Annotated in this window: 21 protein-coding genes and 3 tRNA genes; 10 read left to right on the top strand and 14 right to left on the bottom strand. The window is 44.2% G+C overall.

What is annotated here, in order from left to right; translation table 11 throughout:
* Positions 1–5: 5 nt before the first annotated feature.
* A complete protein-coding gene (serB, locus tag DWY79_RS11795) occupies positions 6–1,232 on the bottom strand; it encodes a phosphoserine phosphatase SerB (protein WP_005856925.1) in 1,227 nt (408 codons plus the stop codon).
* A gap of 101 nt (positions 1,233–1,333) precedes the next feature.
* On the opposite strand from serB, the gene DWY79_RS11790 reads away from it, so the two are divergent.
* The gene (locus DWY79_RS11790) at positions 1,334–1,927 is read left to right on the top strand and encodes a hypothetical protein (RefSeq protein ID WP_122369380.1); all 594 of its coding nucleotides are present in this window, start codon (positions 1,334–1,336) and stop codon (positions 1,925–1,927) included.
* A 24-nt stretch (positions 1,928–1,951) separates the two neighbouring features.
* Here DWY79_RS11790 and DWY79_RS11785 read toward each other — a convergent pair whose 3' ends face one another.
* The 5 genes from DWY79_RS11785 to DWY79_RS11765 are packed head-to-tail and all read right to left on the bottom strand — an operon-like array spanning position 1,952 to position 6,644.
* Entirely contained in the window at positions 1,952–4,261 is a 2,310-nt protein-coding gene (locus tag DWY79_RS11785) for a TonB-dependent receptor domain-containing protein (protein ID WP_122369372.1), read from the bottom strand.
* A 45-nt stretch (positions 4,262–4,306) separates the two neighbouring features.
* Complete coding sequence (locus DWY79_RS11780; protein ID WP_005862287.1) at positions 4,307–4,714, bottom strand: hypothetical protein; 408 nt, start codon at positions 4,712–4,714, stop codon at positions 4,307–4,309.
* A gap of 8 nt (positions 4,715–4,722) precedes the next feature.
* A complete protein-coding gene (locus DWY79_RS11775) occupies positions 4,723–5,091 on the bottom strand; it encodes a GntR family transcriptional regulator (RefSeq protein ID WP_005856933.1) in 369 nt (122 codons plus the stop codon).
* Positions 5,088–5,804 carry a hypothetical protein gene (locus tag DWY79_RS11770; RefSeq protein WP_122369371.1) on the bottom strand — a complete coding sequence of 239 codons (717 nt, stop codon included), beginning with the start codon at positions 5,802–5,804 and terminating at the stop codon, positions 5,088–5,090. The genes DWY79_RS11775 and DWY79_RS11770 overlap by 4 nt, the downstream gene beginning before the upstream one ends.
* 12 nt (positions 5,805–5,816) lie before the next feature.
* Complete coding sequence (locus DWY79_RS11765; protein ID WP_005862293.1) at positions 5,817–6,644, bottom strand: ATP-binding cassette domain-containing protein; 828 nt, start codon at positions 6,642–6,644, stop codon at positions 5,817–5,819.
* A gap of 657 nt (positions 6,645–7,301) precedes the next feature.
* On the opposite strand from DWY79_RS11765, the gene DWY79_RS11760 reads away from it, so the two are divergent.
* Positions 7,302–7,802, top strand: a complete 501-nt coding sequence (locus DWY79_RS11760) for a thioredoxin family protein (RefSeq protein WP_005856939.1) — start codon at positions 7,302–7,304, stop codon at positions 7,800–7,802.
* A 242-nt stretch (positions 7,803–8,044) separates the two neighbouring features.
* The gene (locus tag DWY79_RS11755) at positions 8,045–8,725 is read left to right on the top strand and encodes a hypothetical protein (protein WP_121773192.1); all 681 of its coding nucleotides are present in this window, start codon (positions 8,045–8,047) and stop codon (positions 8,723–8,725) included.
* Positions 8,726–8,823: 98 nt separating this feature from the next.
* Here the strand turns inward: DWY79_RS11755 and DWY79_RS11750 are convergent, their stop codons facing one another.
* Positions 8,824–10,197 (bottom strand): aminopeptidase P family protein, encoded by a 1,374-nt coding sequence (locus DWY79_RS11750; RefSeq protein ID WP_005856943.1) that lies wholly within the window; start codon positions 10,195–10,197, stop codon positions 8,824–8,826.
* Between the two features lie 112 nt (positions 10,198–10,309).
* Here DWY79_RS11750 and DWY79_RS11745 point away from each other — a divergent pair, with 112 nt between their 5' ends.
* The 6 genes from DWY79_RS11745 to DWY79_RS11720 are packed head-to-tail and all read left to right on the top strand — an operon-like array spanning position 10,310 to position 14,081.
* Positions 10,310–10,654: a hypothetical protein gene (locus DWY79_RS11745; protein WP_005856945.1), complete on the top strand. Its 345-nt coding sequence runs from the start codon at positions 10,310–10,312 to the stop codon at positions 10,652–10,654.
* Positions 10,655–10,672: 18 nt separating this feature from the next.
* On the top strand, positions 10,673–11,098 hold the full coding sequence (locus tag DWY79_RS11740) for an ATP-binding protein (RefSeq protein ID WP_005856948.1): 426 nt from the start codon (positions 10,673–10,675) through the stop codon (positions 11,096–11,098).
* A gap of 3 nt (positions 11,099–11,101) precedes the next feature.
* Complete coding sequence (locus DWY79_RS11735) at positions 11,102–12,481, top strand: [Fe-Fe] hydrogenase large subunit C-terminal domain-containing protein (protein WP_122369370.1); 1,380 nt, start codon at positions 11,102–11,104, stop codon at positions 12,479–12,481.
* Positions 12,468–12,812, top strand: a complete 345-nt coding sequence (locus tag DWY79_RS11730; protein WP_022192654.1) for a DRTGG domain-containing protein — start codon at positions 12,468–12,470, stop codon at positions 12,810–12,812. The genes DWY79_RS11735 and DWY79_RS11730 overlap by 14 nt, the downstream gene beginning before the upstream one ends.
* Positions 12,809–13,555 carry a PHP domain-containing protein gene (locus DWY79_RS11725; protein ID WP_048927298.1) on the top strand — a complete coding sequence of 249 codons (747 nt, stop codon included), beginning with the start codon at positions 12,809–12,811 and terminating at the stop codon, positions 13,553–13,555. The genes DWY79_RS11730 and DWY79_RS11725 overlap by 4 nt, the downstream gene beginning before the upstream one ends.
* A complete protein-coding gene (locus DWY79_RS11720; RefSeq protein WP_005862300.1) occupies positions 13,548–14,081 on the top strand; it encodes an ATP-binding protein in 534 nt (177 codons plus the stop codon). The genes DWY79_RS11725 and DWY79_RS11720 overlap by 8 nt, the downstream gene beginning before the upstream one ends.
* 298 nt (positions 14,082–14,379) lie before the next feature.
* On the opposite strand, the gene DWY79_RS11715 is transcribed toward DWY79_RS11720, so the two are convergent.
* Entirely contained in the window at positions 14,380–15,597 is a 1,218-nt protein-coding gene (locus DWY79_RS11715; RefSeq protein ID WP_009017452.1) for a lipopolysaccharide assembly protein LapB, read from the bottom strand.
* Positions 15,598–15,639: 42 nt separating this feature from the next.
* Positions 15,640–18,252 (bottom strand): DNA gyrase subunit A, encoded by a 2,613-nt coding sequence (gene gyrA / locus DWY79_RS11710; protein ID WP_005856960.1) that lies wholly within the window; start codon positions 18,250–18,252, stop codon positions 15,640–15,642.
* Between the two features lie 204 nt (positions 18,253–18,456).
* Here gyrA and DWY79_RS11705 point away from each other — a divergent pair, with 204 nt between their 5' ends.
* The gene (locus DWY79_RS11705; protein ID WP_008779884.1) at positions 18,457–21,015 is read left to right on the top strand and encodes an ATP-dependent Clp protease ATP-binding subunit; all 2,559 of its coding nucleotides are present in this window, start codon (positions 18,457–18,459) and stop codon (positions 21,013–21,015) included.
* A gap of 139 nt (positions 21,016–21,154) precedes the next feature.
* On the opposite strand, the gene DWY79_RS11700 is transcribed toward DWY79_RS11705, so the two are convergent.
* The 5 genes from DWY79_RS11700 to DWY79_RS11680 all read right to left on the bottom strand — a co-directional run bounded on the left by DWY79_RS11700 (position 21,155) and on the right by DWY79_RS11680 (position 23,599).
* A tRNA-Leu gene (locus tag DWY79_RS11700) sits at positions 21,155–21,238 on the bottom strand.
* 13 nt (positions 21,239–21,251) lie between these two features.
* Positions 21,252–21,335: transfer RNA gene (locus DWY79_RS11695), tRNA-Leu, on the bottom strand.
* Between the two features lie 16 nt (positions 21,336–21,351).
* Positions 21,352–21,424: transfer RNA gene (locus DWY79_RS11690), tRNA-Gly, on the bottom strand.
* 79 nt (positions 21,425–21,503) lie between these two features.
* Complete coding sequence (locus DWY79_RS11685; RefSeq protein WP_005862304.1) at positions 21,504–22,331, bottom strand: purine nucleoside phosphorylase I, inosine and guanosine-specific; 828 nt, start codon at positions 22,329–22,331, stop codon at positions 21,504–21,506.
* 11 nt (positions 22,332–22,342) lie between these two features.
* A complete protein-coding gene (locus tag DWY79_RS11680; RefSeq protein WP_008772160.1) occupies positions 22,343–23,599 on the bottom strand; it encodes an amidohydrolase in 1,257 nt (418 codons plus the stop codon).
* Positions 23,600–23,610 lie beyond the last annotated feature (11 nt).

The following is a 23,610-nucleotide window of genomic DNA, read 5'->3' as shown; positions in this document are numbered from 1 at the left end:
ATATATTACATCTGTTCATCCAAATACGAATCCTTGTATCCAAGGAAATATAAGATACCATCGAGGCCAATCGTAGAGATAGATTGCTTGGCGGTCGCCTTAACCTTCGGTTTGGCATGGAAGGCGATACCTAGACCGGCGATACTAATCATCGGCAAGTCGTTCGCCCCGTCGCCAACCGCTACGGTCTGGCGAATATCTACGTTCTCCACTTGCGCGATCAGGCGTAATAACTCCGCTTTACGCTTTCCATCTACGATATCACCCACATGATTACCCGTTAGCTTGCCATTCTCGATCTCAAGCTCGTTGGCGTATACATAGTCGATATTATATTTTTGTTTAAGGAAATTACCGAAATAAGTGAAACCTCCGGAAAGGATAGCGATCTTGAAGCCCACCTTTTTCAAGATACGCATCAAGCGGTCTACACCTTCTGTGATCGGTAGATTCTCGGCGATCTCCTGCATCACGGATACGTCCAACCCCTTTAATAAGGCACAACGCTGGCGGAAGCTCTCGCAGAAATCGATCTCTCCACGCATGGCTGCCTCTGTAATCGCTTTTACTTGATCGCCAACTCCGGCACGTATCGCCAACTCGTCGATAACCTCCGTCTCTATCAAGGTAGAGTCCATATCGAAACAAATCAGACGGCGCATACGGCGATACATGCTATCCTCTTGGAAAGAGATATCCATCTCAAGCTCCGTGGAAAGTTTCATGAACTCCGCTTTCATGCACTCCTTGTTTTTCGGGGTGCCACGTACGGAAAACTCCACGCTCGCCTTAGGAGTACGGGCATTCTCGTCCAACGGGATACGTCCCGTGAGCCGCTTGATATCATCAATATTCATATCTTGCTCCGCTACGATCCGGGAAACACCTGCGATTTGCTTGGCCGTAAGCTTACGGCTTAATATCGTGATGATATACCGGTTCTTGCCCTGCATACCTACCCATTTACTATATTCTTGCTCTGTAATGGGATTGAAACGGATATTGACGTCTAATTCGTAACTCTTGAACAGTAGTTCTTTTAATATATCGCCGGAATTTCCTTCCGTGCTTTGAAACAAGATACCCAATGATAAATGGTTATGGATATCCGCTTGACCGATATCGAGGATAACAGCGTTGTTCTTGGCTAGAATCTCCGTAAGAGCTGCCGTTACACCCGGACGATCCGCTCCATTGATATTTATCAGTATTATTTCGTCGTTTTGTGCCATATTTGTCATTCTATTAGGCAAAAGTACGTAAGAATTATCGAAAAAGAGTACATTATATTGAACATTTTTGCTTATATTTGTTTTATCGTATTAACGACAAAATGTTTAATGAGAACCTGGCAACCTTAAAAAGTCCTGACCGGCAGGCGAAATGTATGAGAATCCAATTTGAAATCAAGGAAAAGTTGCCCGACATTATTTCTGAAATACTTCATTCAGATAAGTGGCTGACTTTAGTGAGAGATGAGAATCATGGATTGCGACGTGTGACGATTAAAGATCCCTACTTTGATTCAGAGGCATGCGTCGATATCTGGGAGCATGAGATTCATGTAACGACAGCTTGGTCTAACTACACCTATCGAATCTATCAAAAAGGTAATTCTGTTTGGTGCGAATACATTGGCGCTTATAGAGGATTGTTGGAACAAAACCTTTTGCCGACAATGACTCTGAAAGAAAACATTCTGGATTCGGAAGTATTGAACAGTTCTTTGTTTGGTGACAGAAAGGAGACCTTGAGAAATTACAGCGCGGAAAACCTTAAGCTGAAGAATTTTAGGCGGGATAATTTCGCCGCGGAATATCAACTGGCTTCTCCGCAAGACCATCCTAAGATCGTATATGATGAGTTTATTAAAGAAGGGGTTCCAATTCCCCCTCCTGAAGATAGAAAAGAAAAGTCCGGTAATTAATACCGGACTTTTTTTATTTGAGGATCATCGCATGATACCCGAATCCTCGTCACTATTCCAAAGTTTCTTGTTGGTCTCCTTGAACTTGCGGCCGAAGTCAAAATTCCAAGAGAAGGTTAGCATCAACATTCGGCTGAAGTCGTTCGCGTACATGTTCGTACGGCTGGGAGCGTAAGCGTTCCGATTTTCCTCTACCCGTTTGTACTGGCTGGAGAAAGGCATCATCAATCCGGCTCCAACGGCGAATTTACCTTGATTGTACCGGAACATAAACATATGGATATTCTCGCCGCCATGCAATAATTCGCCGACAAACGTATTATAGCTACTTTGTATCTGGAACATAGCCATGAATTTCTTGTACATAGCCATGACGGAAGCCCGGTAATACCAATTGTTATAGGTATGCGAGTAACTATTTCCTTCGCTGATATAACGATTGACTCCACCTGTCACGGATAGGCTTATGATCCGCTTGATGATAGGGCCGACACGTAATGTCAAGTCACCGCTTAGTTTCTGCCATCCTTTTTGGTTATCGGTAATGCGAATGAACTTATTGTTTTCCCGTATCACTTCCTCCATGATCCGGTTCGGGCTATTGCTGTAATAAAAGTTTAAGTCTCCGGTGAATATTCCTTTTTTATATAGATAATTGGCTTGCATGTCATAACTCTTATAGGGTTTCAGATAAGGATTTCCCCGGCGTATCTGGAGCGTATCGATGTATTGCTCGATGGCGCTTAGCTCCGATAGGCTAGGTGAGACATTATTTACGCTACCGTTCACCCGGAAATACATATTATCCGTAAAGTTATATTGTAAGGATACCTTTGGGCGGAACGTATAATATTGATAATCTTCCTCACCTTCTTGCTTGAGCCATGAGCGGGAGACACCTATTCCGGCGGTATAATTCAACTTCTTGACACGTCCGCTGAATTCCGTATAGAGATACGTCTCCGACTGTTTCATCTTGGTTCGTCCTCCAACCGTTCCGCTGTAGGTGTTATCCGTCCACGATTGGGTGTGTTTCAATCCTCCTCCCAATCGACCGGCCTCGAATTGCCGTTCGTAGATTCCCTCGCCGATGATGGAATATTTGTCTCCGTCCACGTTCGACAAGATATCCGATAAGAGGATATCGTTTTTCCATTCTTGATACATTTGGTTTGCGTTCGTATGTATGTACGTACCTACCATATTAAGTATCAATGTCTGCTTATGTGGTAAGGAGCGTTGGTAATAAAGGTCGAGGGAAGGACGTTTGGTAGAGTTGCTATTTGGATTCCAAGCGTATGTCTTATCTTCGGGATTATTGTTGGTATACAGGTTCTTGCCGCCACCTTTATCCTCGTCTGATAAGAAATAGCGTAGCGTGGCATTGAAATAATAATGGTCGTTATCTACCAGATTATAATTAAGAGAGAGGTTATGAGCGGTCTCGGACATTCCTCTTGGCAGACCTTCCGAGGTACGTTCCATCGTCTCGCCACTCTCAAAGCGGAAGGTCTCGACTCCTTCCGTCCAGATATGATACGGATTCCGGTAACGGACGGCGTATTGCAATCCGAACTCCGATTTCTTATGATTGAACTTCGTCGATACCTGATCGTCTCCAAAAGAGGTGGTCGGTGAATTACTAAGATCCAGATTGACAGAACCGCCGCTAGTTTCCCTCCGGACAATGTAGTCGAGTACGACAGAGGCGTTACCGTAACGTAAGCCCGGATTATCATGATATTCTACCCGGATTACCTCCTGTGGCGATAAGCCCCGGATATCGGATAGCTCCACCTTGATACCGTTGATGCAGAATTGAATCGTCCCTTCATTCGGTAGCGATACGCTATTCCGGATCGGGTCTACTTCCAAACGAGGAAGCATCAAGGCGTTCAATAGATTGATGCCATTGCTGGAGGCCGCTTTTTGCTCGGAGGTAGGGAACGCGATCTTACGGTCCGCCGTATTACGGATAGCGGAAGCGTTGACCGTGACTTCATCTAAGGATATAGAGGAGGATGCCAATGAGATCGTACCGAGATCTATATTCTGGGAAAGTCCCAGCACGGAGACTACCGAGGTCTTGTAACCTATGGAGGAAACAGATACTTGATAATCTCCGGCCTTGACTTTCTCGATCCGGAAAAGTCCTTTACTATCCGTCGTCGTCCCTGTGATGAATGCGGAATCGGCTGTTTGAAGCGTGATATTCGCAAACTCAAGAGGAGACTTGTCGGATAGATCAATGACTTTCCCCCGGATCTGTAATTGTTGTGCCCGAATACCCCAAGAAAAGGATATAAGAAGAGCTGCCATAATGATTTGTTTCATTATAGTACGATTTAATGATTAAGAAATAATGTGTGTATGTGCTTGTTACTTAGTCCAAATCTCTTCTCCGTTCAGACGGATCTTCTGGATATTGTTGATACGGATATGCAACGTGAGATTTTTATCTTGCCCGGCGTCCCTCGCCCCGCTAACCAATAATAGAGAATCGTGGCGGCTGACTTCCGGCAAATACCGTTTCATTCCCTCGTAATAGAGCAGCGACCGGTCCTTTGCTTCCAGTATTTGCCCCCGGGGAAATTCGGAGGCGGTTCTCGTATCGACTTTTATGTTTTCCGCTTTCAACTCCGGATTATCTATCTGGATAATCTGAAACTTTTGCGTGAAACCTGTAAGGCATTTTTCCGACGTAAACTGGGCAACGCCGAAAGTGAGGGCTGGAACGATATATAATGTCGCTATCAAGGCGATAAATACGCGATTACTTTTTTTCATGATTGTCTTTATTTAATGGTAGATATATATAATGTATAGGCTTTCGTAAGCTCGTCGATACCTACATCTAGCAGGTGCATCTCCTTGAAGACGGCGGGAAGTACCTCTTCCACGAACTGGTTATGGCGCATCTCACGGATTTTTTGCTCGGCGTCGGAAGCGACGAAGTAGCCGATCCCACGCTTGTTGTAAATAATATCGTTGGCTTGCAGGCGCTCGAAGGAACGCATGACCGTATTTGGATTTACCTCCATCTCTACCGCCAGTTCCCGTACGGACGGGATACGGCTATCGGCTTTGTAATTACCACTCAATACCCGGTCGCAAATCCGCTCGGCTATCTGGATAAATATGGATTGATTCGTATTGTAGTTCATCTTAGTTCCTTTTCTTTAAGTTTTAGATAAGCGACGTATAAGACCACGAGGGTCGCGATGAGAAATGCGGGTGTAAAGGCAAAGCTCAGCCAATACACGGCGGTATAAAGCGGGGAAGATTCATAACAAAAACTATTCATACCCGGCTGGATATTCAAGATGTTTATGCATAGATAAACAATCCCTATGATAGAAGCGATTATCAATATATATCCACCACAAGCGATTCCTAAAGCATACTTCTTGAATGTGACATAAGAGAGAAACATCAAGGAGCCGGCAAACGCCAGCATGGTGAAATCTTGCAAGGTCATGATAATGTCCTTGAATGCTACAGGCTGTATATGAATGAGCATTGAGGCTATTCCCGTCCCAGTCCAGAACGTGACTTGGTATGTTAAGAATACCACGATGCCTTCGATCAAGATAGCGGCAAATTTCTCTTGGTTGCTCGCGGGAAGCGTCAAGAACAATCCTCTAGGGCGGTGTATCATTAAGTTTACGTAGCTACAGAAAGCGATAAAAGTTCCTAATGATCCCAATACATATAATGTAAAGGTACGGAATCTCGTAGCCCATAAAATGGAGGATAATAGGAAAAAGAAGAGGACTCCGAGGATGACCAACACCCCATAAGCTAATTTCTTCTTATTCTCTATCCAATCTTTGCGAAGTAAAAGATTGATGCGTTGTATACTAAAATCTGTTTTCATATCTATGTGTATTTAGGAGTTCATGATTCTTTGGATCTCTTTGGGATACGTTATCGCCGCGTTAAAGAGCAACTCTAAGGATACGGCCGTCTCTTCCTTGCCATCCCTTGCGGTGACGCCTATTGTCCCTTGCGGGGTAGGCTCGGAATAAAGAGCTTTCTCTTCCGGCAGGAGTGGTCCGAAATAAAGTTTCTCGCCGATCTCGTTCAACGTCTTATTCAATAGGATTTGCCTTTGGTCTAAGATCAATACCGTGTCGATCAAGCTTTCCAGATCCCTGACCTGATGCGTGGAGATAATAACCGTCTGATTGTCATCTATCAAAGAGGCTACCAGTCTGCGGAATGTCGCTTTCGAGGGAATGTCCAGCCCATTTGTAGGCTCATCCATTAGAAGCAGGGGCGTATGAGCGGCCAGCGCCAAGGTTATCGCCACCTTTTTCCGTTGTCCTTGAGACATTTTCGACAGGCGATCGGATAGATTGATCTCAAACGATTCTACGCAAGCCTTGCAGATATCGTCCCTAAATGTCGGATAAAAAGGCGCGTACATCTTTATATATTCTATGGCGGTGACCTCAGGCATGGAGATTTCCTCAGGCAATAAGAAGATCTGCTGCAAGAAACGAGCGTTTCTCTCTGAAGGAGTTTCCTCCAATACGAGGCAAGAACCTTGATCCGGAAAGATCTGTCCGCTTAGAAGGTTTAGAAGCGTAGTCTTTCCTTCGCCGTTCTTTCCCAATAAGCCACAGATGTGTCCCGATCCAACCTCAAGATTGATACGATCAAGTACCTCTTTTTTGCGGCTATAGCTGAATGAGAGTTCTTTTAATGTAATCATATGTTTTGCTGCTTTAGTGTATTAGTTTAATAGTACACTGCAAATGTAGTGGAAGTTTTTGAATAAACAAGAGGGAAGGGTATTTTTTTCCTTTTATTTTTCAAGATGGCAGTACAAGGTGATTAAAGGGAATCTCTTAATGCTATTAGCCTCTTTTCCAAGAAGGATTAGCGGTTTGTTCTTGAAGCATTGCTAATTTTTCAGTTGGTGCATGATCTTCTAACGGCTGTTGGAAGATCATGCACCAACTGTTAGATGATTATGCAACAGCCGTTGGATAATCTATACTTAAAGATGAAATCGCTAAGGATTCCCTGTTATCGGTCTAAAGGTAGGGGAGCGGGAAGCTAATGATTCTTGATGATTTTGCGGTTCTCTCGGGGAGAAAAAGGTACTCTACTTCTAAATTTATGTTGCAAAACAGTTAATTTTTTATCGATGTGTGCGCTAAAACATATAAAAAAGCTTGCTAATTTGCAGAAAATCGCTATATAATTTGGTGGAAAGAAGTATTTGGTTTTATATTTGCACCCGTTAAAGACAAGTAAGTGTCTCTTTAGCGAAAGAAACATGCTTGTTTACGATCCTGAAAATCAGGAGTCGGGAGTTTGTCCCCCGGGAGATTCCCCCGATTAAGTTTAACGTAAAATTGAAAATATGAAGGTAAGAGCTTATGTTCTCATCGCATCGGTAGCGTTATTAGGGATGTCTGCCGGTTCGAAAAAGGCGAAACTTACCGAGGGTGTGAACCCCGGTGATCTAGCTCCGAGAATAGAGTTTTTGGGAAACGACGCTAAAGCCAGTTTCCACAACCAATTAGGACGTTATACATTGCTCAACTTTTGGGCGGCTTACGATGCGGAATCGCGGGCTCGTAACGTGCAATTGGCGAATGAGGTTAACAAGTTTGGTCCGGACAAAATCGCGATGTGTTCGATCTCTATGGATGAGAAAGAATCTATTTTTACCGAGACGGTAAAGATTGACAAGTTGGATCTGTCAACGCAATTTCACGAAGGACTGGGTAAAGAGTCAGAGTTGTACAAGAAGTATGATTTAAGAAAAGGTTTCAAGAACTTCTTGATTAACGACGAAGGAGTGATAATCGCCGCCAACGTCACCCCGGAAAAACTGACCGAGATTCTGAAAGCAATTTAATCAGTATTATTTAGCAAAGAGGGCTGTTCCACTTCAAGATGGGACAGCCTTTTTTTTATCGATTCACGAGTTTTCGTTTCGAGATGATGAAATATCATGTATAGTCTGAGAAGGAAATGTACGCTTTCTTTTTAAGTCCGTGTTTATTATTAACTCTTTTTGATTTATTAACCCTAATGGATAGGGTGATTGAGAAGGTCCTCTGTCTTTACTGTAAATGAACAACTAACATCCTATAAATAATGAGATCTATACTTTTCTTTATTTGTTTGATCTTTACCTTTGGGGGACAGGCGCAAGAGGAAGAAAAATCCCATATGTGGAAAGTAGAACTCTCCGGTGCCTTGAATAATAATTCAGCATGGGAGGTAGAGCCATCTGTTACTTATCTACCGATTCCTTATGTGGGAATTACTATGGGGTTGCTTTTCTGTAATACGATTGAGAAAGATAGTTATACGGGGTTTTCAAGAGATAATCAGTGGTTCTGGGATTCAGATGAGAGTAATCCGGGCTGTCATTTCTTTGCGTTACGTCCGGCCATCCAGTTAGTAACTCCCGCTTTTAAATTCGGGAAAGACAAGGATACGGGACTCTCTTTGGTCGTTTCACCCGGATTAACCATTCCTTTGCCTGTCAATCAAGAGTTTAATATAAGCTATGTTCCAAACACTCCCGGGGTATGGATACCTCAAAAATTCGATCATATAAAGAACAAGGGAGGTAAATCGTTATTTTATCATATTAAAAGTATGTTGAGCCTCGATATAGACCAGCGGTATATATTCTCTTTGGGGTATATATTCTCGAATTTTGATTTATATAGTGGAGGGCGAAACTTCGTTGTAGAGGGGAAAAGGCTTAGTATGCCTCGGATTCGTTTTATGCATTCGTTCTTTCTAAGTATCGGATACCGCTTTTAAATCGTTTCATACATTGTCTTTCTCGTTTAGCCCAAAAAGGGAGAGCTGTTTTAAGGCTCCCCCTTTTGCATAAGCTTATATATAATAATGTATAGGATTTATCGAATGGCTTCCACTTCTTCCGTACGCAAAGGGATCTTCTTTCCTAATAGACGAGCGCCGTTCTCGGTAATCAGATAGTCTTCCTCGTTACGTATGCCACTGAAATCTTTATATGTAAACAACTTCTCGTAATTGATGAATTCGGTGAACTTGTTCTGGCCTCTCCATAAATCCATTAATTCAGGGATGAAGTATACACCCGGCTCGATGGTCAAGACAAAACCCGGTTCCAGCTTACGTCCCAAGCGCAATGACTTACGTCCGAATTCCGTACTCTTCGGCTGTCCGTCATAACCAACGTATACCTCTCCCAGATTCTCCATATCATGTACATCCAATCCCATCATATGGCCTAAGCCACAAGGCATAAACATGGCGTGAGCACCGGCTTTTACGGCTTCCATCGGATCTCCTTTCACGAAACCAAGGTCCTTTAAACCCTCCATGATCACTTTACAAGACAACTCATATACATCCACGAAAGGAATACCCGGGCGCAAAGCCGCTACGGCAGCCTCATGGGCGGCTACTTGAATGTCATAGATGTCTTTTTGACGGGTCGTGAACTTGGAGTCGGCCGGGATGGTGGAGGACATATCTCCGGCATATCCCATCTCAGTCTCGGCGCCGGCGTCCAATAACAGCATATCGCCGCTCTTAATCATATGGCTATGATCATGGTTGTGCAAAGTCTGCCCATTGATCGTGGCGATGATAGGGAAGGAGAGCTGGTAATTGTTGGCGAAAGCGACTTCCGCAACGGCAGCCGCTACATCCGACTCCCGGATTCCCGGACGTACGGTACGCATGGCAGTCAGGTGCATATCGGCGGTTACGATACAGGCTTTCTCGATCTCGGCGATTTCTTCCTCGCTCTTGTAATTCCGTTGGTTTACGACACCCATGATAAAAGGCACGGAAGGTTTCTCCGCGCCGGGTACGATACCCAACCATTGGAATAACTTGATCTGGTGTTCCGCACGATACGTCGGCAGATAATGGATTGGCTGGCCTTTTTGCTGGGCATTCTTCAAGTATGTCTCGATCTCCTTGAAAGGACGGACTTCCTTGATACCTGCGGCCTCGCTCTTCTCTTTTAGGGTGGGCTGCGTACCCATCCATACAATCGCGTCTATAGTCAACTCATCGCCAAAGATGATCTCCTTATCGTTATCGATATCGATGATAGCGGATAACCCGGCGTATGGCAATCCGAAGAAATACAAGAAGGTAGAGTCTTGACGGAAGTGATACGTATTATCGGCGTAGTTCATCCCACTCTCGTCGTTTCCAAGGAATAGCAACAAACCGGAACCTATGGTTTGTTTCAGCTTAGCCCGGCGGGCCATATAAGTTTCTTTACTGAACATAAGGATTATTTTTTGTTAGTGTACCAAAGATAGTAATTAATGTAATATACTAGGCCGACATTCGAAATTATTTCTTACATTAGCCCATGTAAAATGTAACCTCTGGTACCTTATGAAGATTCAAAGAATTCAAGAACTTACCGATGCCTCCATCGTCTGTGGCTCAGAGAAACGGGAGAATGATGTGCAGTGCGCTTTTGCCAGCGATCTGATGAGTGACGTGCTTACGCTGGATTGTGGCGATGTGCTGTTGGTGACAGGACTTTGTAATTTGCAAACGATCCGTACCGCGGAGATGGCGGAAGTTTCTTATATACTTTTCGTGCGGGGGAAGAAAGTAACCCCGGATATGCTGGAGCTGGCTCGTGAGAACAATATGGTTCTTCTGGAGACGGATCATTCTATGTATCATACGGTCGGAGAGCTTTATAGCGCGGGGCTCCTTCCTATATATTGAGAAAGGAGGTCGTGAGATATGCTATTTAAGTTTGAGTTAGAGGGCGGTAATTTCTCGAAGGCGGGTTATGCGTCTAGCCAGATAAAGAAGGTCTTGAAGCAATTGGCTATCGATCCCCGGATCATTAAGCGGGTGGTCGTGGCGCTTTATGAGGCGGAGGTGAATATCGTGGCTCACGCTTGGAGAGGAACGGTTGTCGCTGAATTGGACGCTGATAAAATATCTTTGGAACTGAAGGATGAAGGGCCCGGAATCCCGGATATATCGCTAGCTATGCGTGAAGGGTATTCGACGGCATCCGAGGCCGTGCGTGAGATGGGATTTGGTGCCGGAATGGGACTTCCAAATATGAAGAAGAACGTAGATGAATTAACGATCGAGAGCCAAGTAGACGTAGGTACCACGGTACGTATGGTCACATGGTTTAATAAAGAAGGAGCGTAGACCATGGAGGAAGCTAATTTTTATCATGCCTTGAAGATTGACAATGACCGCTGTATAGGCTGTACGCATTGCATGAAAGAGTGCCCTACGGGAGCGATCCGTATCCGGGATGGTAAGGCTTTGATCCATAAGGATTGGTGCGTGGATTGCGGCGAGTGCTTGAAATCGTGCCCGACAGAGGCTATCTATGTGGAGCAGGATGACTTCCAGCGTATATTTGATTATAAATGCAGGGTAGCGTTGATGCCCACGGTATTTATCGGGCAGTTCTCAAAGTACACGACCGAGAAGGAAATTATCAGCGCCGTTATGGAACTGGGCTTTACCCATGTTTTCCAAGTAGAGTTTACCGCCGATATGATCCATAAGGAAATGGTACGGCAGATGGAAAACGCCGAGGAAAAACCGGTGATCAGTTCTTTTTGCCCCGCTATCGTCCGGTTGATACAAGTCCGTTTCCCTGCGCTGGTGGAGAATATCTTATTGGTGAAAGCGCCGGTAAACGCCTCGGCCACTTATTATCATAAGATATTGGAAGGGCAAGGTGTTCCCTCGGAAGAGATCGGTATCTTTTATGTTACGCCTTGCGCGGCGAAAATCGCGGCGTTGAAGGGAGCGGAAGGTTACTCATCTACGATCAAAGGCGTGATAAATATGGATACCCTATATAATAAGGTATACCATATTCTTAAGAATCGCCCGAGAGGATATGAGCCGGAATGTGAGCTTCCTCCGCCATTAACGAAAAAAGAGATGCGATGGAGCCAGACAGGAGGGGAGGCCAAACATTTCTCCGGTCGTTGCCTCGCGATCGATGAGATCCATAATGTGATCGATTTCTTGGAACGAATGGAAACGACCAGCGAGGTACGTAACGTAGACTTTCTGGAACTGAGGGCTTGCGACCGTAGCTGTGCCGGAGGTGTATTAGCCGTAGCGAACCGTTTCCTCACGGCCGAGCGTATCATGAAGCGATCCATGAACCGGGATAAAGTACCGATGATATACGCCGCCGATAATTTCGAGGCTTTATCCTATTTGAGGCAGCATATTACGATCCGTCCGGTGCAACCGAATCCCAAACGGTTGTACGAAGGAACGATCGATGAGATGCTGAAGAAAATGGAGCAAGTGCGGAAATTGATGTGCTACCTACCGGGAATCGATTGTGGCGCTTGCGGCAGCCCGAACTGTCAAAGCTTGGCCGAGGATATCGTACGCCACGAGGCTCAATTCAGTGATTGCGTATTTATGCAACGTAATATGGAGAAGCACGGTAAACTAGACCAAGAGCATGCCTTCCGTATCGTTGAGAAGACATGGGGGAAAGATCGTTTAAATAAGGATTGTTATAAGAAAGGAGCTAAATATGAAGGTTTGTGATTTAGTGAAGATGTTGAATCTTACTGTATTTTGTGGAGAAGAGGGCCTTGATACAGAGATAACCGGGGGCTATACGAGCGATTTACTAAGTGATGTCATGGGACATATCGAGGAGGGTATGCTATGGATTACCATGCAAACGCATCAGAATATACTGGCCGTGGCTACTTTAAAAGACGTCTCCGCGGTATTGATCGTGAACGGAACCTCTCCGGATGATGAGACCTTACAAAAAGGTAGGGAAGAGGCTGTCCCTCTTTTAGGAACTACACGCTCCGCGTTCGAGGCTTCCGGTATGATTTACCGCTTATTACAGAATGAGAATGGATGAAACAGTATTTAGCTGATTTACATATCCATACTTGCCTGTCGCCATGCGGCAGTCTGGAAATGAGTCCATCGGAGATCGTGCGTCGTTCCTTAGCGAAAGGTTTGGATGCTATTGCCATTACGGACCATAATACGACCTTACAATGCCCGGAGATTCAATCCCTTGGCGAGAGATTCGGACTAAGGGTCTTTGCGGGCGTAGAAGTTACGACCCGTGAGGAAGCGCATTGTCTGGTTTATTTCCCGACCGATGAATCCCGTAAGCGATTCCAACGATATTTAGAAGAGCATCTCCCTCCAATTCCAAATGATCCGGAACGTTTTGGCGATCAAGTTTGGGTGAATGCGGAGAATGAGATTCTAGGAGAAGTACCCTATCTTTTGCTCTCCGCCTTGGATCAAAGCGTAAACCAAATAGCCGCTCAAGCACGTAAGGTGGATGCTCTATTTGTAGCCGCCCATGTAGAACGTCCGTCATTCAGCTTGATCAGTCAATTAGGTTTTATAGACCCCTGCTTATCTTTAGATGCTATTGAATATAATAATCAGCAAAGATACAGTAAGTTATTGTCTATTCACGGGTATTTGAAAGAGCAGACTCAATACTCAGCCTCGGATGCTCATTGCCCCGAACAAATAGGTACTCAGCCCTCCATTTGGCAAACGGAGGAATTAACCTTCGATGGCTTACGAAAGGCTTTTGATCAAAAAGACAATCACTTAATTTTCGCCTCTCATGGATAATCTCTCGTTTCATATCACGGATATAACCGCTAATAGTATCAGAGCAAAAGCTTCTGACATAGAGATAGATATACAGATAAAGGACACATCCATATGTATTCGTATCGCGGATAATGGCTGTGGTATGGATCCGGAAACAGTCTCTCTGATCCGTAATCCGTTTTATACGACTCGCACGACACGAAAAGTGGGTCTAGGCTTACCTTTCTTGATACAAAACGCGGAGCAAACAGGCGGGAATGTGGAAATATCTTCCATACAGGGAAAAGGTACGGTAGTTGTTGCTTGTTTTGTCTCATCTCATATTGATTGTCCGCCTTGGGGAGATTTGGCGGGTACAATGGCTATGCTTATAGGCAGTAATCCAGACATAAACATTCATTTCTCATATCATTCAGATCTGGTTTCATTTGATATCAGTACGCGAGAGCTTAAAGAAATCCTAGAGGACATGCCATTAAGTCATCCGAAAGTCATGCTTTATTTGAAGGAGTTAATAGCGAATCAAATAGTTGCGTCAAGCTGAATTAATCTTTTCATATAGGTGATCTGATCTTTTCACAGCTGTGATACGATCTTTTCACATCCATGAAACAAACGTTTCACAGCCGTGAAAAGATCTGTGTCTTTACTCAAAGCAGCTACAAGCTTTGCTTGAATGCACTAATTTATCCTTATCTTGCTATTAATTTTATAATTCCCATTATGTTTAATAGTATTATAAGCGATCAAAAAATGACTACTCCAATACATGATACACAAATAAAAAACCGCCTAGTAACCTTATATTACTAGACGGTTCCAATTTATTCTGAAAGAAGAAATTACTTATTCATCTCTGCTTCAATAGCATCGAATTTATCACCCATATTCAAGTTGTAGTAAATACCTCTTAAAGCAGTCATATATTCTCTTTCTTCTGGTTTCATTTGGTGAGCTTTCTCAAAGTAAGGAAGAGCTAGCTTAAAGAATTCCTTAGCTTTGCCTAATTCCTCTTGATATTGTTTTGCGTCGTTGATCATATTAGCCTCACCTTGCTTGTTTACACCTTGGTTGTAATATACACGACCTAAGTTAGAGAGAGATTCGATATAGTCCGGATTGATCGCCAATGCTTTCTTGAAATACTCTTCAGCTTTAGCGTAATCTTTCAAACCAGTCTCATAAACACGGCCCATTACATCGTAAAGCTGTGGATTGTTGGAATCCTTAGCGATAGCTGTGTTCAAATATTCAATAGCTTTCTCATTTCTATTAGAATAGATGTAATTGTTTATAAGGCTCATTAAGAAATACTGTTCCTCAGGGAATTTATTCAAACCTTCTTCCAAAGTCTTCTCTAAATTCACGGTATCTTTAGCTTGCTCATACTCATAGCATAAGTATTGATATACCTCGCTTGCTCTATAATCCGTATTTTTAGCACGCTCTAACGCTGCGATAGCTTTTTGAGAATCGCCAAGTTGGGTCGCTGCTACAGCGGCATAGAACTGAACTGTCATGAAGTTTGAATCTCTTTCAGCGACAGCCTCACCTTTAAACATCGGCATATCAGATATTTTCAGGTATTGCTCGAAGAAATCGTAAGCTTTGTTATAATCTTTCTGATCGAAATAGTAAGCACCACCATTGATGTAATATACGTGGTTTGCTCCTAGGATACCTTTGATATCTTTCGTGAACTTAGGTTTAACTTTTCCTTTTTCATTAGGAAGTTGATCTAACTCATATGCTTTCTCAAAGTATGGCAAAATACTACCCAATGCCTCGTACATAACAGGCTCGTCCGGTTGTTGGCCCAAGACTTGTTTAGTTCTTTCGTTGCTGAACTGTTGATCCTCGATAAAACCGGCAACATACCAAGTTTTAGCGTCATCCTTTGTTTCTGGATTTTCCAAAGCTCCTTTAATAAGAGTTCTGGCTTCCGAGAAATCAGGAGTTGAACCCTTAGCTATACTTTGAGCCTCATTTACAGCTTTTTTCTGTGCAAAAGAGACCGATGCTGCGACACATAGTGCCACTGTTAATAATACTCGTTTCATTGCGATAGTAATTTTGAGATTAATATTTCTATTTGTTTAAAATTATTCAGTTATTTCTTCGTTATCATTTTGTTCGTTATCCTCCTCTGATTCCGGCAGATCAACATCGGTACCTAGACTAGCTTGATTCTCACTGAACTCTCTTCCCTCATTCTCTTGTCTGGCTTCTTGTTCCGCTTTTTGCTCGGCTATCTCCTCCTCGCTCTCAGACAATACTTTACATACAGAAGCGATTTCGTCGTTACGCTTTTCCAGATTAATCAAACGAACACCTTGAGTAGCACGTCCTATTACGTTTAAATCGGCCACTTTCATACGGATAGCGATACCCGACTTATTGATAATCATTAAATCGTTCTCGTCCGTAACATTCTTGATGGCAACTAATTTGCCGGTCTTCTCCGTGATATTAATGGTTTTTACGCCTTTACCGCCACGATTCGTTATACGATAATCCTCGATAGAGGAACGTTTTCCATATCCCTGCTCAGATACGACGAGTACGGTCTCTTTTTCCTTGTCCTTGATACAGATCATACCTACGACTTCATCGGTATTATCCTCGTCCAAAGTCATACCTTTCACTCCGGAAGCCGTACGGCCCATTACACGTACCGCGCTTTCATGGAAACGGATCGCCCGGCCGTTACGGTTCGCTATGATCACCTCGTTGTTGCCATTCGTCATACATACTTGGATCAAGCCATCGTCTTCACGCAATGTAATAGCGTTCACACCGTTTTGACGAGGACGGGAATAGGCCTCCAACAAGGTCTTTTTGATCACACCTTTCTTCGTACAGAATAATAGGTAATGAGAATTAATGAATTCCGTATCGGTGGTTAATTTCTTAACACGTATAAAAGCTTGTACCTTATCATCCGGCTCGATATTCAGAAGATTCTGGATCGCACGTCCTTTAGCGTTCTTAGCTCCTTCCGGAATCTCGAATACCTTCAACCAATAACATTTACCTTTTGCCGTGAAGAATAATAAGGTTGCGTGCATGGATGCCGGATAGATATACTCAACGAAATCCTCGTCTCTAGTCTCGGAACCCTTCGCTCCTACACCACCACGGCCTTGCGCACGGAACTCACTTAACGGGGTACGTTTGATATATCCCATATGAGATACGGTAATGATCATCTCATCATCCGCATAGAAATCCTCCGGATTTAATTCCTCAGAGGCGTAAACGATATCCGTCTTACGTTCGTCGCCAAATTTATCCTTGATTTCCAATAATTCATCTTTGATAACCTTCATACAAAGGTCCTCATTCTCCAGAATCTCATTCAAATAAGCGATCAACTTCTCGATCTCCTCATATTCCGCACGCAATTTGTCTTGTTCCAGACCTGTCAACTGACGAAGTCTCATCTCGACAATCGCACGTGCTTGAAGCTCAGATAAAGAGAAACGTTCGATCAAACGCTCGATAGCCTCTTGCGGGCTCTTGGAAGACTTGATAATCGCGATTACCTCGTCTATATTATCGGAAGCGATGATCAAGCCTTCCAATATATGGGCTCTCTCTTCCGCTTTCCTCAATTCATATTTTGTACGCCGGATAACGACCTCATGACGGTGCTCAACAAACGCCTTGATTAAGTCTTTTAAGTTAAGCAACCTCGGACGGCCGTTCACCAAAGCGATATTATTAACGCTGAATGAGGATTGCAGAGCCGTAAGCTTATACAATTTATTCAGTACGACACTCGAGTTCGCGTCACGTTTCACGTCAACTACGATACGCATACCGCTACGGTCGGACTCGTCATTGACATTGGAAATGCCATCGATACGCTTCTCGTTTACTAGGTCAGCGATATACTTGATCAACTCAGCCTTATTTACCAAATAAGGAATCTCGGTAATAATAATCTTCTCATGATTATTCTCCACCTCAATCTCGGCTTTACCGCGAAGGATGATACGTCCCCTACCCGTCTCGAAAGCGTCTTTCACGCCTGCGTAGCCATAAATTGTAGCGCCTGTAGGGAAGTCCGGAGCCTTGATATATTGCATTAAGCCCTCTACCTCGATATCTCCCTTGGCATCGATATAAGCGATACAACCATCTAATACCTCGCTCAAGTTATGAGTCGGCATATTCGTAGCCATACCAACGGCGATACCCGATCCACCATTTACAAGTAAGTTAGGAACACGAGTCGGCAATACGGTCGGCTCCTTCAACGTATCATCGAAGTTAAGCTGGAAATCTACCGTGTCCTTATCGATATCCCGGAGCATTTCTTCGGCGAGTTTACTCAGCCGTGCCTCTGTATAACGCATAGCGGCAGGACTATCACCGTCCACTGAACCGAAGTTACCTTGTCCGTCTACTAACGGATAACGCATAGACCATGTCTGGGCCATACGAACCATGGCGAAATATACAGACGAGTCGCCATGTGGATGATATTTACCTAAAACTTCACCAACTATTCTCGCAGATTTTTTATAAGGTTTGTCGGATGTGTTACCCAGTTCATTCATTCCAAATAAAATACGGCGGTGAACCGGCTTAAAGCCATCCCTAACATCAGGAAGAGCACGTGAAACAATGACAGACATTGAATAATCAATGTATGCCGATTTCATTTCCTCTTCGATGTTAATCTTAATAATTCTGTCTTGATCAACCATTTAGTTTTATATTAATTACACTCAATATCTCACCTCTGAAAAATTGCACTAAGGTAAGGTTTTTCCGTATACTACGAAAGAATTTGTCTTGAAATTTTGCGCCTCCGGGCTTTTCAAGGCTTATTAAGGAATAATGGCACGAAATTTGATGATAGTTGGAATAGATTATGTAACTTTGCGTAATCAGTACATATATAATATAGTATGAAAAATTATTCGAAAAGATTGATTGACGTGATTGAGTATAGCCGTGAAGAAGCGGCTAGACTCCAGAATAGCTATATCGGGCCGGAACATTTGATGCTAGGCATCATCCGGGAAGGCGAAGGCGAGGCAATGCGTGTCTTGCGAGAGCTACATACCGATCCGATGGATATTAAACGCAAGATTGAGCAAGAAATAAAGAACACATTCGATTCTGAGGATTCTGTCCAGCATGAGATCGCTATAAGTAAGACTACAGAACGTGTCTTGCGTATGAGTATGCTGGAATCTCGTTTATTCAAGGAAGATGAGACCGATACGGAACATCTCCTATTGGCGATATTGAAAGAGGAGTTTAACGTAGCCGCCAAGGTGTTGAACGATGCGGGTATTACTTATCGTTCCGCATATAATATATTAGTAAGCGGAACCGGTTTGAATAATATGGAGGAATTCGACGAGATCAGCGACGGATATACGGATGATGACGAAGATGACGAGGACGAAGGTTTCTCCTCTCGTCGTGAGGCATCTCGCCCCTCTTCCGGTACTGGAGCGGGAGCCGCTCAACCGAAATCCCCTAATGATACACCTGTTCTGGATAACTTCGGAACGGATATGACACGTGCCGCCGCAGAAAACCGTCTAGACCCGATTGTGGGACGTGAGAAGGAGATCGAGCGTTTGGCCCAGATATTAAGCCGTAGGAAGAAAAATAATCCGGTATTGATTGGTGAGCCGGGTGTGGGTAAGTCGGCTATCGTAGAGGGATTGGCTTTACGCATTATTCAGCGTAAGGTTTCCCGGGTGTTATTCGATAAGCGTGTGATTAGCTTGGATATGGCTTCTATTGTCGCCGGTACGAAATACCGCGGACAATTCGAGGAACGTATTAAGGCTATCTTGAATGAGTTATCGAAGAACCCGAATATCATCCTCTTTATCGATGAGATTCATACGATTGTTGGCGCTGGTTCCGCTTCCGGATCTATGGATGCGGCGAATATGCTGAAACCTGCGTTGGCTCGTGGTGAGATTCAATGCATTGGCGCTACTACTTTGGATGAATATCGTAAGAATATCGAGAAAGACGGTGCGTTGGAACGTCGTTTCCAGAAAGTGATCGTTGATCCGACTACGGCGGAAGAAACTTTGCAGATCTTGCGTAATATCAAACCTCGTTATGAGGAGCACCATAATGTGATCTATACTGAAGATGCTTTACAAGCGTGTGTAAAATTGACAGAAAGATATATCAGTGACCGTAATTTCCCGGATAAGGCGATCGATGCTTTAGACGAGGCCGGTTCCCGTGTACATATATCTAATATCATTGTTCCGAAAAGTATCGAAGAGCTTGAGGCAAAGATCGAGGATACGAAGAATGAGAAATTAGCGGCCGTGAAATCTCAGAACTTTGAGTTAGCCGCAAGTTTCCGCGATAAGGAGCGTCAGTATTTATTGCAACTGGAGGCCGCGAAAGCTAAATGGGAACAAGAGCTTCAAGAACATCGGGAGACCGTTGATGAAGAGAAGGTCGCTGAAGTTGTTGCCATGATGTCTGGTGTGCCTGTTCAACGTATCGCTAAGGCAGAGAATGTCAAGCTTCTGGAAATGGCGGACGTATTGAAAAGTAAGGTGGTCGGGCAGGATGATGCTGTTCAAAAGATTGTAAAGGCAATTCAACGTAACCGTGTTGGCTTGAAAGATCCGAATAAGCCGATCGGAACTTTTATGTTCCTAGGACCGACGGGTGTAGGTAAAACTCACTTGGCCAAGAAGCTTGCTGAATATCTATTTGATTCGGCGGATTCTTTGGTACGTATCGATATGAGTGAATACTTGGAGAAATTCGCTGTTTCCCGTTTGATCGGAGCGCCTCCCGGATACGTTGGTTACGAGGAAGGTGGCCAGTTAACAGAGAAAGTACGTCGCAAGCCCTATTCAGTGGTCTTATTGGACGAGATCGAGAAGGCGCATCCGGATGTATTTAACTTGCTGCTGCAAGTCTTGGATGAAGGCCGTTTGACGGATAGTCTGGGTAGACGTATTGATTTCAAGAATACGATCTTGATCATGACTTCCAATATTGGTACCCGGCAATTGAAAGATTTCGGCCGTGGCGTTGGTTTCAATACCCAGATGGCTGGTGAGCCGGATAAGGATTTCTCCCGTAGCGTGATCCAGAAAGCGTTGAATAAAGCATTTGCTCCAGAGTTCTTGAACCGTGTGGATGATATCATTATGTTCGATCAGCTTGATAAAGCCGCTATTCATAAGATTATCGATATTGAGTTACAGGGTCTGTATCAGCGTGTATCAAATCTGGGCTATGAGTTGTCGATCACAGACGAGGCAAAAGATTTCATTGCGACAAAAGGCTACGATATCCAATTCGGTGCCCGTCCGTTGAAGCGTGCGATCCAGAAGTATCTGGAAGATGAGATGGCGGAGATGATTATCCGTGCCTCAGTAGGTGAAGGCGATACGATTATCGTAGACTTTGATAAGGAAGAGCAGAAAATCACGACTTCGATAAAAAAGAAAGATGCTGAATAAGTTTGTCTATGAATATAGAAGCCGGGCGTGAGTCCGGCTTTTTTTATGTTCGTCCATCTTATTCGTCTGTCATTTTGACACACAAAAAAAGCATGACCTAATTGAATAGATCATGCTCTTATTTCTTTTTTTACTTAAGTACGCAGGATGAGACTTGAACTCACACGCCGTAACCGGCACTACCCCCTCAAAGTAGCGTGTCTACCAATTCCACCACCTGCGCATTTTAGGAAGGGTGCCCAGAACAGGACTCGAACCTGCACGATCGCAAAACCACTCGCACCTGAAACGAGCGCGTCTACCAATTCCGCCACCTGGGCAATCAATACGAGAAAGAGCGGAAGACGGGACTCGAACCCGCGACCCTAACCTTGGCAAGGTTATGCTCTACCAACTGAGCTACTTCCGCATATACAACCGCTTTGTTCTCGATTGCGAGTGCAAAGGTAGTGATTTCATTGAAACCACCAAGCCTTTGCGTTACTTTTTTATTGGATTTTTTTGACCAATTCCGTAAATAGTTGTGTCATAACAGATGCTGCTTTATTAGCCGCTACGATAACATCGGCACCATCATTTACAAAGTCGTCAGCGAAGTGATAACCTTCGTTCGTGATGACAGACATACCGAATACACGCAAGCCCGCATGACGTGCCACGATTACTTCCGGTACCGTACTCATGCCGATCGCATCTCCCCCGACTTTTCCATAGAAAGCGTACTCGGAAGGAGTCTCGAAGGAAGGGCCTGTCAAACCTACATATACACCTTTCTTTAACGGGATAGATCGGGAGGCGGCTATTTCTTCCACATAGCGGATAAATTCACGATCATAAGCACGGGTCATATCCGGGAAACGAGTGCCGAAATCCTCATTGTTCGGACCGATCAGCGGGTTCGGCATCATATTGATATGATCCCGGATGATCATCAGATCACCTACCTTGAACGTATTATTGATACCTCCGGCGGCGTTCGAGACCAAAAGGTTCTTGATTCCTAAGAGCTTCATTACACGTACGGGAAAAGTGACCTGTTGCATTGTGTAGCCCTCATAGTAATGAAAACGGCCTTGCATAGCCAAGACTTGCTTATCCCCTAGTTTGCCACAAATAAAATTCCCCTTATGCCCGGTAGCGGTAGATTTCATAAAATGTGGGATCTCCGCATAAGGTATCACTATAGGATCTGTTATTTGATCGGCTAAAGAGCCTAAGCCACTACCAAGGATAATGGCGGTCTCCGGGTTACCTTCGATCCGGCTAGCTAAATAGGCGGCCGCTTCCCGATATTGTTCGGTTTTAATCATTTCCATATTTAATCAATTTAACGTTTCATCAAGTTATAAGCTATCTCTGTCGCTTTCTCCATAATCTCGTCCTCTCCCGGTACCTTCTTATTCTCCATCAATATTTTACCATCACAGATAACGGTATCCACGCAACTGCCGTTGGCGGCGTATACAAGATTTGAGACGAAATTGAAGTTCGGGGTAAAAGCGGGGGTGTTGAGATCTATCAAACATAGATCGGCTAAATACCCTTCCTTGATCTGCCCGGCTTTTAAACCGAACATAGCGGCTCCTTCCGCAGTAGCGGCTTGCAGCATCTCATTTGCGGTCAAGGCTTCGGGATCCTTTCGCCAAGCTTTTCCTAACAGGGAAGCCAGCTTCATCGCCTCGATCATATCCAAGTTATTGGAAGAGGAACAACCGTCCGTTCCCAATCCCACGGTAATACCCAATTGGCGCATTTCCTTAAACTTAAAATGAATACCGGAAGCCAGTTTCATGTTTGAGGCCGGGTTATGTACGACTTTCACCTCGTGATCGGCCAACATGCGAAGCTCGTCATCATCGATGTAAATTCCGTGAGCGATAATCAAACGTGGAGAAAGCACACCTAACTTATATAAATAACGTACAGGAGTGAGTCCGAATCTATCGAGAGAGTCTTTCACTTCCCCCTCTGTCTCTGCTAGATGCAGATGGATCGGGATTTGATGTTCCATAGCGAACCGATGCGCCCATTTCAGAAGCTCACCGGAAACGGTATAGATGGCGTGCGGCCCGATCGAGAAGCGAACCCGTTTGCTGTAGTTATCCACATCTTGGATCAGTCGCTCGTTATGGCGTTTGCATTTCTCCGCCTCTTCTTTATCAAAACCATCGAAGCAAACGCCGGCTATGATACCTCGCAATCCCATCTCCTCCGTCACATCGGCCGTGACACGAGGGCGTTGATACATGTCGAAGAAAGTGGTCGTGCCACTTTTTATCATTTCCAAGCACGCTAATTTCGCTCCCCAATATACATCCTCACGGGTCATTTTCGCCTCATTCGGCCAGATCTTTTGCTCAAGCCATGGCATAAGCGGCATATCATCGCCGAAGCCGCGGAACAAAGTCATGGCAGCATGTGTATGAGCGTTCACGAAACCGGGAATGACGGCTTTACGGCTACCATCCAGTATCTTATCGGCAGGAAAAGACAAGCCCTCTCCTATTTGCTTGATCTCTTTTCCTTCGATATAGATATCAATCGTCCTATCGTTAAACAGGACATTCTTTATTAATATACTCATCTTCTTCCTTC

Origin of the sequence: Parabacteroides sp. AF27-14 (assembly GCF_003635425.1) — a bacterium.
GTDB classification, from domain to species: Bacteria; Bacteroidota; Bacteroidia; order Bacteroidales; family Tannerellaceae; genus Parabacteroides; species Parabacteroides distasonis.
The sequence above is the reverse complement of the archived record's forward strand: the minus strand, read 5'-3'. Positions and strand labels throughout refer to the sequence as shown.

Bases quoted from the DNA above. Each gene is read 5' to 3' on its own strand.
- DWY79_RS11705 (WP_008779884.1), top strand. From the start codon at position 18,457: ATGAAAAATTATTCGAAAAGATTGATTGACGTGATTGAGTATAGCCGT.
- DWY79_RS11725 (WP_048927298.1), top strand. From the start codon at position 12,809: ATGAAACAGTATTTAGCTGATTTACATATCCATACTTGCCTGTCGCCA.
- gyrA (WP_005856960.1), bottom strand. From the start codon at position 18,252: ATGGTTGATCAAGACAGAATTATTAAGATTAACATCGAAGAGGAAATG.
- DWY79_RS11735 (WP_122369370.1), top strand. From the start codon at position 11,102: ATGGAGGAAGCTAATTTTTATCATGCCTTGAAGATTGACAATGACCGC.
- DWY79_RS11740 (WP_005856948.1), top strand. From the start codon at position 10,673: ATGCTATTTAAGTTTGAGTTAGAGGGCGGTAATTTCTCGAAGGCGGGT.
- DWY79_RS11775 (WP_005856933.1), bottom strand. From the start codon at position 5,091: ATGAACTACAATACGAATCAATCCATATTTATCCAGATAGCCGAGCGG.
- serB (WP_005856925.1), bottom strand. From the start codon at position 1,232: ATGGCACAAAACGACGAAATAATACTGATAAATATCAATGGAGCGGAT.
- DWY79_RS11770 (WP_122369371.1), bottom strand. From the start codon at position 5,804: ATGAAAACAGATTTTAGTATACAACGCATCAATCTTTTACTTCGCAAA.
- DWY79_RS11745 (WP_005856945.1), top strand. From the start codon at position 10,310: ATGAAGATTCAAAGAATTCAAGAACTTACCGATGCCTCCATCGTCTGT.
- DWY79_RS11760 (WP_005856939.1), top strand. From the start codon at position 7,302: ATGAAGGTAAGAGCTTATGTTCTCATCGCATCGGTAGCGTTATTAGGG.
- DWY79_RS11765 (WP_005862293.1), bottom strand. From the start codon at position 6,644: ATGATTACATTAAAAGAACTCTCATTCAGCTATAGCCGCAAAAAAGAG.
- DWY79_RS11780 (WP_005862287.1), bottom strand. From the start codon at position 4,714: ATGAAAAAAAGTAATCGCGTATTTATCGCCTTGATAGCGACATTATAT.
- DWY79_RS11790 (WP_122369380.1), top strand. From the start codon at position 1,334: ATGTTTAATGAGAACCTGGCAACCTTAAAAAGTCCTGACCGGCAGGCG.
- DWY79_RS11680 (WP_008772160.1), bottom strand. From the start codon at position 23,599: ATGAGTATATTAATAAAGAATGTCCTGTTTAACGATAGGACGATTGAT.
- DWY79_RS11715 (WP_009017452.1), bottom strand. From the start codon at position 15,597: ATGAAACGAGTATTATTAACAGTGGCACTATGTGTCGCAGCATCGGTC.
- DWY79_RS11755 (WP_121773192.1), top strand. From the start codon at position 8,045: ATGAGATCTATACTTTTCTTTATTTGTTTGATCTTTACCTTTGGGGGA.
- DWY79_RS11750 (WP_005856943.1), bottom strand. From the start codon at position 10,197: ATGTTCAGTAAAGAAACTTATATGGCCCGCCGGGCTAAGCTGAAACAA.
- DWY79_RS11785 (WP_122369372.1), bottom strand. From the start codon at position 4,261: ATGAAACAAATCATTATGGCAGCTCTTCTTATATCCTTTTCTTGGGGT.
- DWY79_RS11730 (WP_022192654.1), top strand. From the start codon at position 12,468: ATGAAGGTTTGTGATTTAGTGAAGATGTTGAATCTTACTGTATTTTGT.
- DWY79_RS11720 (WP_005862300.1), top strand. From the start codon at position 13,548: ATGGATAATCTCTCGTTTCATATCACGGATATAACCGCTAATAGTATC.
- DWY79_RS11685 (WP_005862304.1), bottom strand. From the start codon at position 22,331: ATGGAAATGATTAAAACCGAACAATATCGGGAAGCGGCCGCCTATTTA.